Annotated in this window: 12 protein-coding genes; all 12 read right to left on the minus strand. The window is 60.0% G+C overall.

What is annotated here, in order from left to right; genetic code table 11:
- Position 1 precedes the first annotated feature (1 nt).
- Positions 2 to 1,783 (minus strand): NADH-quinone oxidoreductase subunit C/D, encoded by a 1,782-nt coding sequence (gene nuoC, locus N5D61_RS02460; RefSeq protein ID WP_279890557.1) that lies wholly within the window; start codon positions 1,781 to 1,783, stop codon positions 2 to 4.
- A 73-nt stretch (positions 1,784 to 1,856) separates the two neighbouring features.
- Positions 1,857 to 2,531, minus strand: coding sequence for an NADH-quinone oxidoreductase subunit B (locus N5D61_RS02465; RefSeq protein WP_279890559.1), 675 nt, complete (start codon positions 2,529 to 2,531; stop codon positions 1,857 to 1,859).
- Between the two features lie 10 nt (positions 2,532 to 2,541).
- A complete protein-coding gene (locus tag N5D61_RS02470) occupies positions 2,542 to 2,955 on the minus strand; it encodes an NADH-quinone oxidoreductase subunit A (RefSeq protein ID WP_108239282.1) in 414 nt (137 codons plus the stop codon).
- A gap of 474 nt (positions 2,956 to 3,429) precedes the next feature.
- Positions 3,430 to 4,755, minus strand: coding sequence for an isocitrate lyase (aceA, locus tag N5D61_RS02475; RefSeq protein ID WP_108239281.1), 1,326 nt, complete (start codon positions 4,753 to 4,755; stop codon positions 3,430 to 3,432).
- A gap of 712 nt (positions 4,756 to 5,467) precedes the next feature.
- Entirely contained in the window at positions 5,468 to 6,256 is a 789-nt protein-coding gene (locus N5D61_RS02480) for a secretin N-terminal domain-containing protein (protein WP_279890562.1), read from the minus strand.
- Positions 6,257 to 6,419: 163 nt separating this feature from the next.
- On the minus strand, positions 6,420 to 6,845 hold the full coding sequence (locus N5D61_RS02485) for a GNAT family N-acetyltransferase (protein ID WP_279890563.1): 426 nt from the start codon (positions 6,843 to 6,845) through the stop codon (positions 6,420 to 6,422).
- Positions 6,838 to 8,004: a cupin domain-containing protein gene (locus tag N5D61_RS02490; protein WP_108239277.1), complete on the minus strand. Its 1,167-nt coding sequence runs from the start codon at positions 8,002 to 8,004 to the stop codon at positions 6,838 to 6,840. The genes N5D61_RS02485 and N5D61_RS02490 overlap by 8 nt, the downstream gene beginning before the upstream one ends.
- A gap of 81 nt (positions 8,005 to 8,085) precedes the next feature.
- Entirely contained in the window at positions 8,086 to 9,456 is a 1,371-nt protein-coding gene (purB, locus tag N5D61_RS02495) for an adenylosuccinate lyase (protein ID WP_108239276.1), read from the minus strand.
- A gap of 133 nt (positions 9,457 to 9,589) precedes the next feature.
- Positions 9,590 to 10,210 carry a high frequency lysogenization protein HflD gene (hflD, locus tag N5D61_RS02500; protein ID WP_108239275.1) on the minus strand — a complete coding sequence of 207 codons (621 nt, stop codon included), beginning with the start codon at positions 10,208 to 10,210 and terminating at the stop codon, positions 9,590 to 9,592.
- Entirely contained in the window at positions 10,210 to 11,340 is a 1,131-nt protein-coding gene (gene mnmA, locus N5D61_RS02505; protein ID WP_279890567.1) for a tRNA 2-thiouridine(34) synthase MnmA, read from the minus strand. Before mnmA ends, hflD begins: the two co-directional genes overlap by 1 nt.
- 70 nt (positions 11,341 to 11,410) lie before the next feature.
- Positions 11,411 to 11,851 (minus strand): NUDIX hydrolase, encoded by a 441-nt coding sequence (locus N5D61_RS02510; RefSeq protein ID WP_279890569.1) that lies wholly within the window; start codon positions 11,849 to 11,851, stop codon positions 11,411 to 11,413.
- 90 nt (positions 11,852 to 11,941) lie between these two features.
- Positions 11,942 to 14,167: an NADP-dependent isocitrate dehydrogenase gene (locus N5D61_RS02515; protein ID WP_279890570.1), complete on the minus strand. Its 2,226-nt coding sequence runs from the start codon at positions 14,165 to 14,167 to the stop codon at positions 11,942 to 11,944.
- Positions 14,168 to 14,356 lie beyond the last annotated feature (189 nt).

The raw sequence follows: 14,356 nt of genomic DNA on the forward strand, positions 1-14,356 counted from the left end.
CTTAGCGGTCCACGTCGGCCATAACGAAGTCGATACTACCCAGGTACGCGATCAAGTCCGCGACCATGCTGCCTTTGATCACCGAAGGGATCTGCTGCAGGTGCGGGTAGCTTGGGGTGCGAATCCGGGTACGGTAGCTCATGGTGCCGCCGTCGCTCGTCAGGTAATAACTGTTGATGCCCTTGGTCGCTTCGATCATCTGGAAGGACTCGTTTGCCGGCATGACCGGGCCCCACGAAACTTGCAGGAAGTGCGTGATCAAGGTCTCGATATGCTGCAGGGTGCGCTCTTTCGGAGGCGGCGTGGTCAGCGGGTGATCCGCCTTGTACGGCCCTTCCGGCATGTTGCGCAGGCACTGGTCGATGATTTTGATGCTTTGGCGCATTTCTTCGACGCGGACCATGCAGCGGTCATAGGCATCGCCGTTGTGGCCCAGCGGTACTTCGAACTCGAAATTCTCATAGCCCGAATACGGACGGGCCTTGCGCAGGTCGAAGTCGCAACCGGTCGAGCGCAGGCCGGCACCGGTGACGCCCCATTCCAGCGCTTCTTTGGTGTTGTACTGGGCGACGCCGATGGTGCGGCCTTTCAGGATGCTGTTCTTGAGCGCAGCGGTGGTGTATTCGTCCAGGCGTTTGGGCAGCCATTCCACGAAGTCCTTGACCAGCTTGTCCCAGCCACGCGGCAGGTCGTGGGCGACGCCGCCGATGCGGTACCAGGCCGGGTGCAGGCGGAAACCGGTGATGGCTTCGATCACAGTGTACGCACGCTGACGGTCGGTGAAAGTGAAGAACACCGGTGTCATGGCCCCGACGTCCTGGATGTAGGTGCCCAGGAACAACAGGTGGCTGGTGATGCGGAAAAACTCGGCCATCATGATACGGATGACGTCGACCTTCTCCGGCACCTTGATGCCCGCCAGCTTCTCGACCGAAAGCACGTAGGGCAGGTTGTTCATGACCCCGCCGAGGTAGTCGATGCGGTCGGTGTAGGGAATGAAGCTGTGCCAGGACTGACGCTCCGCCATCTTCTCGGCACCGCGATGGTGATAACCGATGTCAGGCACGCAGTCGACGATCTCTTCGCCGTCCAACTGCAGCACGATACGGAACGCACCGTGGGCGGAAGGGTGGTTCGGACCCAGGTTGAGGAACATGTAGTCCTCGTTGGCGCCGGAGCGTTTCATGCCCCAGTCTTCCGGACGGAAACGAGCCGCTTCCTCTTCCAGTTGCTGCTTGGCCAGCGTCAGGCTGTAGGGGTCGAACTCGGTGGCGCGGGCAGGGTAGTCCTTGCGCAGCGGGTGACCTTCCCAAGTGGGCGGCATCATGATGCGGCTCAGGTGCGGGTGGCCCGGGAAGTCGATCCCGAACATGTCCCACACTTCGCGCTCGTACCAGTTGGCGTTGGGCCAGATGCCGGTGACGGTGGGCACGCTGAGGTCGCCTTCGGACAAGGCCACCTTCAGCATCACGTCGCTGTTACGCTCCACCGACAGCAGATGGTAGAACACGGTGAAATCGGCATCGGGGAGGCCGCGACGCTTGGTGCGCAAGCGCTCGTCGACACCGTGCAGGTCGTACAGCATCGAATACGGCTTGGGCACGTTGCGCAGGAACGTGAGGATTTCCACCAGTTTTGCGCGTGCGACCCACAGCACTGGCATGCCAGTGACGGTGGCTTGGGCGGTGAACGCGTCGGCGCCAAAACGGTTGTGCAATTCAACGACGACGTCTTGGTCGTCAGCCTTGTAAGGCGGGATGTACAGAGCGGTGTCTGCAGTCATAGGTCTCGATCGCTATCGGTCAACGTACAGAATGAACCCAGGTTCAGGCTTCTTTTTGTAAAAGAAAACTGGATCAGACTTCGTCGGGGCTGCGCAGGTTGGTGACCTGAATACGCTGTTCGCGGCGCTGTTCCTTTTGCGACGGCATCTCGGCGCGGTACACGCCCTGGTCGCCGACGACCCAGGAAAGAGGGCGACGCTCCTGGCCAATGGATTCCTGCAGCAACATCAGGCCTTGCAGGAATGCCTCTGGACGGGGCGGGCAGCCGGGCACGTAGACATCCACAGGCAGGAACTTGTCCACGCCCTGAACCACGGAATAGATGTCGTACATGCCACCGGAGTTGGCGCACGAACCCATGGAAATGACCCACTTGGGCTCGAGCATTTGCTCGTAGAGGCGCTGGATGATCGGAGCCATCTTCACGAAGCAGGTGCCGGCGATGACCATGAAATCAGCCTGACGCGGTGAAGCCCGAATGACTTCCGCACCGAAACGTGCAATGTCGTGGGGCGCCGTGAAGGCGGTGGTCATTTCCACGTAGCAGCAGGACAGACCGAAGTTGTACGGCCAAAGGGAGTTCTTGCGACCCCAGTTGACAGCATTGCTCAGCACGTCCGAGAGCTTGCCCATGAAGATGTTTTTGTGGACTTGATCCTCTAACGGATCGGTGACGGTTTCCCGCTCGCCGATGGGGTACTGCTCGTTAGGCGCATCCGGATCGATTCTGGTGAGATTGTATTGCATTGCCAAAGCCTCATTGTTTTAGCTTCGCCTGCCGGTTACGACGACCAACGGGAGCCCAATCGAGCGCCCCTACCCGCCATAGGTAGACAAGACCTGCCAACAGAATTGCTATGAAAACGAGCGCTTCGGCGAAGCCGGTCCAGCCGCTTTCGCGGACGGACACAGACCAGGCGTACAGAAAGAGGGCTTCGATATCGAAAATCACGAACAGCATCGCGACCAGATAGAATTTCGCGGAGAGACGCAGGCGGGCGCCGCCTGTGGGCAGCATGCCGGATTCGAACGGTTCGTTCTTGCTACGGCCCCAGGCTTTGGAACCGAGCAGGCTGGAAAGGCCAAGCATGAAGGCACAGAGGCCGATGACGCCCAAAAGGAAAATGGCGAAGCCCCAGTTGTGGGCAATCAAACCTGTCGATTCGGACATGCTGGCAATCCTTAGCAGAGAACAGCGGTCTCTGAGCTTGAAAAGAAGTAGAGGCAGTGACGATATGTCGCAGTGCGATCAATTCCGGGATTTTATGTGCAAAAGAAGGGCAAGTAAATTTTCTAAATCAAATTTATTCACCGCATTAATGAGCCAGGTCACGGTTTTGGCGCGCGGGCCCGCGCCCTGCGGGGATTAGGGGGCATCTGGTTAATTATGTTTCCCGTAAACGGTAATGAACCCAGCAGGACTTAAATGATAATTAATATCATTTAAAGGTCGCTTATGTGCCGTTCCGAAAACATGAGAGAAGTTGAGGATGTTGCATCCGTCAAATGAAAGGATTGGGGGCGGGGCATTTGAAGCGTCATTCAATTCAAATGACCGGGTCCGCGCTCGATAACCTACCTTTCGATTGGGTCATCGAGCGCAGAGCCTCACCAGTCAACCGAGACGGGGGCTATGAGGTAGCACTCAGTGGAACTGTTCTTCTTCGGTCGAGCCGGTGAGTGCGGTGACCGAGGACTGGCCACCCTGGATGACGGTGGTCATGTCGTCGAAGTAGCCGGTGCCCACTTCCTGCTGGTGCGCAACGAAGGTATAGCCCTTGGCCGCATCCGCGAACTCTTGCTCCTGCAGTTTCACGTAGGCGGTCATGTCATTGCGGGCGTAATCGTGGGCCAGGTTGAACATGCTGTGCCACATGTTGTGAATGCCCGCCAGGGTGATGAACTGATGCTTGTAGCCCATCGCCGACAGCTCGCGTTGGAATTTGGCGATAGTCGTGTCGTCCAGGTTTTTCTTCCAGTTGAAAGAGGGCGAGCAGTTGTAGGATAGCAGTTGGTCCGGGTATTCCTTTTTGATCGCTTCGGCGAAGCGGCGAGCTTCGTCCAGGTCGGGTTTGGCTGTTTCGCACCAGATCAGGTCGGCGTAGGGAGCATACGCCAGGCCGCGGGCGATGGCCTGGTCCAGGCCTGCGCGAACCTTGTAGAAGCCTTCAGGCGTACGGGTTCCTGTCACGAAGGGCTGGTCGTACGGGTCGCAGTCCGATGTCAGCAGGTCGGCCGCGTTGGCATCGGTGCGCGCCAGGATGATGGTCGGCACCCCAGCCACGTCGGCGGCCAGGCGAGCGGCAATCAGCTTCTGCACGGCTTCTTGAGTAGGGACCAGCACCTTGCCACCCATATGACCGCATTTCTTCACCGAAGCCAGTTGGTCTTCGAAGTGAACGCCGGCGGCACCCGCTTCGATCATGCTCTTCATCAACTCATAGGCGTTCAGCACGCCACCGAAGCCGGCTTCGGCGTCTGCCACGATCGGTGCGAAGTAATCGATATAGCCCTCGTCGCCGGGGTTTTTACCGGCTTTCCACTGGATCTGGTCGGCCCGACGGAACGAGTTGTTGATGCGCTTGACCACTGTCGGGACCGAGTCGACCGGGTACAGCGATTGATCGGGGTACATCGACTCGGCCGAGTTATTGTCGGCCGCCACCTGCCAGCCAGACAGATAGATTGCCTGGATGCCCGCTTTGACCTGCTGCACCGCTTGGCCGCCTGTCAGCGCACCCATGCAGTTGACGAAATCCTTGTCGGGACGAAAGGACGGTTTGGCGCCCTGCGTCACGAGATTCCACAGTTTTTCAGCGCCCATTTTCGCCAGCGTATGTTCAGGCTGGATCGAGCCACGGAGGCGGACGACGTCAGCAGCGGAGTAGGTGCGGGTCACGCCTTTCCAGCGTGGGTTCTCGGCCCAGTCTTTCTCGATGGCTGCAATTTGTTGTTCGCGTGTCAGTGCCATGGGGTAAACCTCGTCGCTTGGTCTTGTGGGTCTTGAGGTGAAGCGGTTTGAGTTGTCAGCGCCCGAACTTTCTTGAGGGCGCACGTCAGGGTGCTCACTGAATCGGAAAGCAGGTATTCGCTGGTCTGGATTGTGGTCGCCTTCGCGATGGCGCGGCGATACTGCAGCCTTTTGGGCTAAAAGACGCTAACTTGCTCGATCTGGTAGGTATCAAGCGAGATCCGGAGGCTTTCTGTGCTGCCCCTGATCAGTGAGTGCGAGGCCATCATGCCTCGGCATTTTTGCGCCGTCAAACACTTTGTAGTGATTATTTTAAGTCACTACATCTTTCGTCTAATACGACTCATCAGTCAGTTTCGGGCCTTCGAGTGCTGGAACAGGAGAGTCCGCAGTAATACTGGGTGGTCACCTGGGAGGGAGGATATGTAGTGGATTTTTCAGCACTACATAATTATCAGGAGTGAACGCAATCCTTGTAGGAGCACACGAGCAGTGCGAGGCCGCAATCGGCTGCGAAGCAGTCGTAAATCGGGTGGTGGTGATGTGTCAGAAGTATCGGGGATTCAGGACTTGCTGCCGCATCGGTGGGGCGTGACCTCGCGCCGATCGCGGCCTCGCGGTGCTCGTGCGCTCCTACAGAATCGGGTGCGGTCGTGCGTCCAGCGCAGATCCAGATGGTAGGAGCGGTCGTCAGTTCACAGGCGGGGATGGCTTAATCGAGGCTGTCGACCTTCACCCGCAGGGTCATGTCGTCACGGCCTTGTGTGGCGTAGCGACGGGTGATGCCGTGCTCGTCGGCGCGCGACTGATCGCTGACGCCTGCCAGGGTGATCCATTCCCCGAGGCGCCCACTGACTTGAGTGTCGGTGCTCTGCACCTTGATCGCATCGGCCTGCTGCTGGCTCATGCGGTCGTTGTTCGTGCTGATGCTCAGATGAACGATATCCCCTGTGACTGTCGCGGTCACATAGAAGCCCCGGGTGACGTTGCGGTATTGGGTGTTGGTCTGGGCGTAGCCGTAGGAATCGGTCTGGACGCTGGTGATCGGAATGCTTTGCCCCACCTGGATCAGGGCGGGCGTGCCCTCATTGGCCTGGACCTGCTGCAGGCCGCCATCGCGGCTGGCGGTGCCGTAGTTGATGATGCGCGTCTTGCCATCCGCGCTGATCTGGCCGTTTTGCGAACGAACGGTGCCGTTGATCGAATACCCTTGATCGTTCTGTATGCTGTTGTCGCTGGTGTCGACGCTGATCAGCAGGCGCTTGGCGGCCACGTCCAGTTGCGACAGCAATCCCTTGAGTTCATCGATCTTCCCGGGCTCGGCATTGACGATGAGTTTGTTGCCGTAGGCGTTGACGCTGCCCTCGTTGCCCAGAAAAGCTTTCACCGCGGGCATTAGGTCGTCGCTGGTGCGGTAATTCAGAGGGATGACCTCGGTGGCCGCGGCGGCCGTGAAGCTGCAGGCCAACAGCAGTGCAGCGAGCAGAGTGCGTAATGACATCGGTGTAATCTCCACGAAGGGACGCGTCAAAAGCGTTGAGTGTGCCAGTTTGTCGGCCTGTGCAGCGGCAAATTGAATTGCAGACAGCAGAACGCCCCGTGTTTGCGTTCAGCATAGCGAGCTGAGACGGTCACGACGGGGCGTTTGGCTGCATCAAGGCTTTTCAGCGAGCGCTGCGCACCATGTGCACGTGGGGCAGGCCGGCTTCAAGAAACTCGTCGCTGACCACGGTGAAGCCCGAGCGCTCGTAAAACGCCGTGGCGTGTACCTGAGCGCTGAGTTTCTGCTCCTGCAGGTCACGATGTTCGGCTTCGGCAATGACCGCTTTGAGCAGTGCGTCGCCGACGTGCAGGCCGCGCCAGTCCTTGAGTACCGAAAGCCGGCCGATTTCACCGTCCGGCAGGAGGCGTGCGGTGCCGACCGGATAATCGCCTTCCAACGCCAGAAAGTGGAGGGCGCCTGCATCTTCGGCATCCCACTCCAGCTCGGGCGGGACCGACTGTTCAGCGATGAACACCGCTTCTCGAATACGTCGGATATCGGCGTTGTCTTTCTGCCAGTCGGCCAAGCGCACGCGGATCTTATTCATCGGCGAATCCCAGACTTCCTTGTTTGACCAGTTCGCAGAGCAGGCTGCGGCCGTCTTCGTCGCTCAGCCACTTGCCCAGGTTATCGGTATGCAGAGCATCGGCTGCACACACCAGCTTCAGCAGTTCGCGAAGATGGCCTGGCAGCAGGCGACTCTGGCCGCTGGCGAACAGCAGCAGGTCGTCGTCGACTTCGGACCAAGCCAATCGCGCGCTCGGATTGCGAATCAGGATCGCGCCTTGTTCCAGGCTGTCGAGCAACTCTGCTTCGTCCAGCTCCGGGCCGGTGACCAGCTCCGGGTAGCGCGGCTCGGTCATGAACTGGCCGAACCAGGTCAGCAGAAGTCGCTCGTCGCCCATGTGCTCGGCCAGCAGCGCCTTGAGACGGTCCAGTGCATCGCGCTGAATCTGGTGGGGATCGCTGGGCGGCTGAGCGTCGGCGTCGGTGTAGCGTTCCTCATCCGAGATGAACTGGCTGAGGAAGTCGGTGAAGTGGGTCAACACTTCCGCAGCGCTCGGGGCGCGGAAACCGACCGAATAAGTCAGGCAATCGTCGACGGCCACGCCCCAATGGGCCAGGCGCGGCGGCAGGTAAAGCATGTCGCCTGGCTCCAGTGTCCATTCGTCGCTCCCTTGGAAGTCGGCCAGGATGCGCAGGTCGGCGTGCTCGATCAGAGGGCTTTCGCTGTCGCACATCTGCCCGATTTTCCAATGACGCTTGCCATGGCCCTGCAGAAGAAACACGTCGTAGTTGTCGAAGTGCGGGCCAACACTGCCGCCGGGCGCTGCGTAGCTGATCATCACATCATCGATGCGCCAGCTTGGCAGGAAGCGGAAACTGTCCAGCAACTCGCCCACTTCAGGCACGAACTGATCGACCGCCTGCACCAGCAGGGTCCATTCGGTTTCCGGCAGCTTGCTGAATTCTTCCTCCGCGAACGGGCCGCGACGCATTTCCCATGGGCGCACGCCGTTCTCAATAATCAGGCGTGACTCGACTTCTTCTTCCAGCGCCAGGCCTGCCAGTTCATCCGGATCGATCGGGCTTTCAAACTCCGGAATGGCCTGACGGATCAGCAGTGGTTTTTTCTGCCAGTAATCGCGCAGAAACTCGCGGGCCGTGATGCCGCCCAGCAGCTGAAGAGGAATATCAGGATTCATGTGTAACCTATTGAAAAAAGATGTTTTCAGACCGGAATGAAAACGCCCGGCTTGGCCGGGCGTCAGAGCGGCGGCCTTGGGTCAGATGCGTTGGGCTTGCGCCACGGCGTTGCCGATGTAATTGGCCGGGGTGAGCTTTTTCAACTCGGCTTTGGCTTCGGCCGGCATGTCCAGTCCATCGATGAAGATCAGCAGCGCGTCCGGGCTGATGCCTTTACCCCGGGTCAGCTCTTTGAGCTTCTCGTACGGGTTCTCGATGTTGTAACGGCGCATCACGGTCTGGATCGGCTCGGCGAGCACTTCCCAGCAGGCGTCAAGGTCGGCGGCGATACGCTGTTCGTTCAGTTCCAGCTTGCCGATGCCTTTGAGGCTCGCCTCATAGGCGATCACGCTGTGGGCGAAACCCACGCCCAGATTGCGCAGTACGGTGGAGTCGGTCAGGTCGCGCTGCCAGCGGGAAATCGGCAGCTTGCTCGCCAGGTGCTGGAACAGCGCATTCGCGATGCCCAGATTGCCCTCGGAGTTTTCGAAGTCGATGGGGTTGACCTTGTGCGGCATGGTCGACGAGCCGATTTCGCCGGCAACGGTCTTCTGCTTGAAGTAGCCGAGGGAGATGTAACCCCAGATGTCGCGGTCGAAGTCGATCAGGATGGTGTTGAAGCGCGCGATGGCGTCGAACAGCTCGGCAATGTAGTCGTGCGGTTCGATCTGGGTGGTGTACGGGTTGAACGTCAGGCCCAGTTCGTCTTCGATCAGGGCGCGAGCGTTGGCTTCCCAGTCGACGTCCGGATAGGCCGAAAGGTGCGCGTTGTAGTTGCCGACGGCGCCGTTGATCTTGCCCAGCAGCGGGACGGCCGCCACCTGAGCGATCTGGCGTTCCAGGCGGTAGACCACGTTGGCCAGTTCCTTGCCGAGGGTGGTCGGCGAGGCAGGCTGGCCATGGGTGCGCGACAGCATCGGCACGGCGGCGAAGCGGATCGCCAGTTCGCGGATGGCGTCGGCGATCTGGCGCATCAGCGGCAGCAGTACCGTGTCGCGGCCTTCGCGCAGCATCAGCGCATGGGACAGGTTGTTGATGTCTTCGCTGGTGCAGGCGAAGTGAATGAATTCGCTGACCTTGGCCAGTTCCGGCAACTTGGCCGCCTGCTCCTTGAGCAGGTATTCGATGGCCTTGACGTCATGGTTGGTGGTGCGCTCGATCTCTTTGACGCGCTCGGCATGCTCCAGGGCAAAGTCGTCTGCCAGTGCATCGAGGATGGCGTTGGCCTCGGCGGAGAACGCCGGGACTTCGGAGATTTGCGGGTGAGCCGCCAGGCGCTGGAGCCAGCGGACCTCGACGAGGGCGCGGAAACGGATCAGGCCGTATTCGCTGAAGATGGGGCGCAGGGCCTGGGTTTTGCCGGCGTAGCGGCCGTCAACAGGGGAAACCGCAGTGAGCGAAGAAAGCTGCATGGGGTGCTCTCGGACAGTCGGGCAACGAAATGGGGCGCGTATCATACATGAAAAAACGGCGCAGCCGAGGGCGGATGGCCGTTGTGAAGCGCGTGACGAGGCTTGGCGGTGGCGTTTGCAGGGGGAGTGACGCTCAACCGTGCATCAAGGGATACAGTTCTTTCAATAACTTGCGACGACTGATCACCAGTTGCCAGCGGTGACCGCCCACTTGTCGCCAAAGCCGGGCACAGCGAATGCCGGCCAGCAACAGTGCGCGAATCTTGGAGGCGTTGTTGGGTTGCTGGAGGTTGCGCATGTCGCCATGGACCTGAATCCGCTGGCGCAAGGTGCTCAGCGTGTCCTGGTACAGCGCACCGGTGGCGGCAATCACGTTCTCATGCACGATGCCGAAGTGTTCGACCTGCGACTGGATCTGCGGCAGGCGCTTGCCAATGGTGTCCAGCATGTCGTCACGCTTGGCGAGCTGCCGCTCCAGGCCGAGCATGGCCAGGGCGTAACGCAACGGTTCGCGCTGCAAGGTGCCCGGATCCCGCTCCAGTGCGCTGGCAAGGGCGCGGTAGCCCTCGCGAAGGTTCAGGTCGTCGCCACCGAAGACGTCGAGCGTATCCTTGGGGTCCATCACCAGCAGGCCGCCCAGCAGGCAGCCGACCGCCGCTTCGCCGGCCTGGCCGGTCTTTGCGATCCGGTCCACCAGTACAGCAGCCTGAAACACACCGCCCAAGGCGGTCAGTTGCTCTTGAATCGGACTCATCAATGCGTGTCCTTGCTGTACCAGGGTTCTGCCGCTTCGATGACGCCGCCACCCAGGCAGACTTCACCGTCATAAAACACCACCGACTGACCAGGCGTGACGGCCCGTTGCGGCTCGTCGAAAACAGCGCGGTACCCGGACACGGTACGCTCGAGCGTGCAGCGCTGGTCGGCCTGACGGTAACGAACCTTGGCGGTCAGGTGGCGCGGTGTGCTCAGGTCCACAGGGTTGACCCAGTAGATTTCCGAAGCGAGCAGGGCGCGTGAGAACAGCCGGGGGTGCTCGTTGCCCTGGCCGACGATCAGCACGTTGTGGGCCAGGTCTTTCTCGAGTACGTACCACGGCTCGTCGCCGGCGTCCTTGAGACCGCCGATCCCCAGCCCCTGACGCTGCCCGATGGTGTGGTACATCAGGCCGGCGTGGCGGCCGATAACCTCGCCCTCGGTGGTTTTGATCTCGCCCGGTTGTGCGGGCAGGTATTGCTTGAGGAAGTCGGTGAAGCGGCGTTCGCCAATGAAGCAGATGCCGGTGGAGTCTTTCTTCTTGGCGGTTGCCAATGCGTATTTCTCGGCAATGGCGCGCACTTCAGGCTTTTCCAGTTCGCCGACCGGGAACAGGGTCTTGGCAATCTGTTCGCCCGCGACGGCATGCAAGAAATAACTCTGGTCCTTGTTCGGGTCCAGGCCCTTGAGCAATTCGGTGCGGCCATCGATGTCCCGACGGCGCACGTAGTGGCCGGTGGCGATCAGATCTGCACCCAGCATGAAGGCGTAATCGAGGAACGCTTTGAACTTGATCTCACGGTTGCACAGGATGTCCGGGTTTGGCGTACGGCCGGCCTTGTACTCTTCGAGGAAGTGCTCGAAGACGTTATCCCAGTATTCCGCAGCGAAGTTTACCGTGTGCAGCTTGATGCCGATGCGGTCGCACACGGCCTGGGCATCCGCCAGGTCGTCCATGGCGGTGCAATATTCCGTTCCATCGTCTTCTTCCCAGTTCTTCATGAACAGGCCTTCCACCTGATACCCCTGCTCCATGAGCAGAAGGGCGGAGACCGAAGAATCCACGCCGCCGGACATGCCGACGATGACGCGTTTCTTTTCTGGTTTGGAAAAGGCTGAATCAGACATAGGGTTTCGGTGAGTCGTCTGGAAAAGGACGCGATTCTATCAGGGAGTCAGCGCCAAGGCTAAAAGCTATTCAGTTGCGCACCACGTCCAGGCTGTGGACTGGGCCGGCGAGGTAGTCATCCAGGCATTCCAGCACCAGATGGCTGCGCCAGCGTTCAGGTTGAGCGGCCAGTTCGTCACGAGTGAGCCAGTGTGCTGCGACGATGCCGGTGTCCAATGGGCGGTCGGGATGATGACGGGTGGCTTGGGCGGCGAAGCAGACACGCTGGTAGGTGACGCCATTGCTCGGTGCGGTGTACAGGTAAATGCCGACTACGCCGGTCAGTTCGACATCCCAACCGGTTTCTTCCAGCGTTTCGCGGATGGCGGCCTCACGCAAGGTTTCGGCAGGCTCGAGGTGACCCGCGGGCTGATTGAGCACGTGTTTGCCGTTCTTCGATTCTTCGACGAACAGGAAGCGACCGTCATCCTCGACGATGGTCGCGACAGTGATGTGGGGTTGCCAGGTCATTCGATGCGTCCTTTCACGGCGAAGTGGGTGAGCTAATCCAGAAGCACGAACCCCGGCGCGAGGCCGGGGTTCGTGTGGAGCGTGACGACCTTACTTCAGCGAGCTGATCGCGTCGTTCAGGGTTTTGCTCGGGCGCATGGCCTTGCTGGCCAGCTCTGGTGTGGCGAAATAGTAACCGCCGATGTCCAGAGGCTTGCCTTGCACGCCATTGAGCTCGGCAACGATGGTGGCTTCGTTGTCGGTCAGGGTCTTGGCCAGAGGCGCGAACTTGGCGGCCAGGGCGGCGTCTTCCGTCTGGGCTGCCAGGGCTTGCGCCCAGTAAGTGGCCAGATAGAAGTGGCTGCCGCGGTTGTCGATGCCACCGACTTTGCGCGATGGCGACTTGTTGTTGTCCAGGAACTGGCCGGTGGCCTTGTCCAGGGCAGTCGCCAGCACCAGCGCTTTAGGGTTGTTGTAGGCGTTGCCCAAGTGTTCCAGCGAAGCAGCCAAGGCCAGGAATTCACCCAGCGAGTCCCAGCGCAGGAAGTTTTCTTCGTTGAGCTGCTGGACGTGCTTGGGTGCCGAACCGCCAGCGCCGGTTTCGAACAGACCCCCGCCGTTCATCAGAGGAACGATCGACAGCATCTTGGCACTGGTGCCCAGTTCCATGATCGGGAACAGGTCGGTCAGGTAGTCGCGCAGCACGTTGCCGGTCACCGAGATGGTGTCCTTGCCGGCACGGATGCGCTCCAGGGAGACCTTCATGGCCTCGACAGGCGACTTGATGCTGATGTCCAGGCCGTTGGTGTCGTGATCCTTGAGATACTGCTCGACCTTCTTGATCATCACGGCGTCGTGGGCGCGCTGAGGGTCCAGCCAGAAAATCGCCGGGGTGTTGCTCAGGCGCGAGCGGTTGACCGCCAGCTTGACCCAGTCCTGAATCGGCGCGTCTTTGGTCTGGCACATGCGCCAGATGTCACCGGCCTCGACAGTCTGCTCCATCAGGACCTGGCCTTTGTCGTCGGTGACGCGGACGACGCCGTCGGTTTCGATCTGGAAGGTCTTGTTGTGCGAGCCGTATTCTTCTGCTTTCTGCGCCATCAGGCCAACGTTCGGCACGCTGCCCATGGTGGTCGGGTCGAAGGCGCCGTGCTTCTTGCAGTCTTCGATGACCGCCTGGTAGATGGTGGCGTAGCAGCGATCCGGAATCAGCGCCTTGGTGTCCTGCAGCACGCCTTCGCTGTTCCACATCTTGCCGGAGTCACGAATCATGGCAGGCATCGAGGCGTCGACGATGACGTCGCTCGGTACGTGCAGGTTGGTGATGCCTTTGTCGGAGTTGACCATCGCCAGAGGAGGGCGGGTCGCGTAGACCGCTTTGACGTCCGCTTCGATCTGCGCCTGCTGATCGGCTGGCAGGTCCTTGATGCGGGCGTACAGATCGCCGATACCGTTATTGAGGTTGAAACCGATTTCCTTCAGGACTTCGGCGTGCTTCTGCAGCGCATCCTGATAGTACTCAGCGACGATTTCGCCAAACATGATCGGGTCGGAAACCTTCATCATGGTGGCTTTCAAGTGCACGGAGAAGAGCACGCCTTGCTGCTTGGCGTCTTCGATTTCCTTGGCCACGAAAGCACGCAGGGCTTTCTTGCTCATGACCGCGCAGTCGATGACTTCGCCGGCCAGGACCGAGGTCTTGTCTTTCAGCACGGTGCTGCTGCCGTCTTTGCCGACCAGCTCGATCTTCACGGCGCCGGCCGCTTCGATCAGCGCGGATTTTTCGCTGCCGTAGAAATCGCCGTTGTCCATATGGGCCACGTGAGACTTGGAGTCTGCAGCCCATGCGCCCATTTTATGAGGGTGCTTGCGCGCGTAGTTCTTGACCGACAGCGGCGCACGACGATCGGAGTTACCTTCACGCAGGACAGGGTTCACGGCGCTGCCTTTGACTTTGTCGTAGGCGGCTCGGGCGGCCTTGTCAGCTTCGGTGACGACTTCGTCCGGATAATCCGGCACATCGTAGCCCTTGGCCTGCAGCTCCTTGATGGCTGCTTTCAGTTGCGGCACCGAGGCGCTGATGTTCGGCAGCTTGATGATGTTCGCTTCCGGCTTGGTCGCCAGCTCGCCCAGTTCGGCCAGATCATCGGAAACCTTCTTGTCGCCCAGGCGCTCGGGGAAGCCAGCCAGGATGCGGGCGGCGAGCGAGATGTCGCGGGTTTCGACGGTGATGTCGGCGGAAGCGGTGAACGCTTCGACGATGGGAAGCAGTGAGTAGGTGGCGAGGGCAGGAGCTTCGTCGGTGAAGGTATAGATGATCTTCGAGCGGTTGGACATTTTTCGGAATACTCTCTTCTTTGCTGAGCGTACACAAAATTTCGAGATGCGCAGGGTAGGCACTTTCGCCCAGATATCAATGAGCCGAAAGTCGAGAATTTCGTCGCGTGATATGGGGTGCATCAGTCGAGCGTCAAGCGGTTGAACCCTGGTAAGAGTCCAGCCTCTGGAGGGCTGAAAGTCTCGTTT

Source organism: Pseudomonas sp. GD03842, assembly GCF_029841165.1.
Lineage (GTDB): Bacteria > Pseudomonadota > Gammaproteobacteria > Pseudomonadales > Pseudomonadaceae > Aquipseudomonas.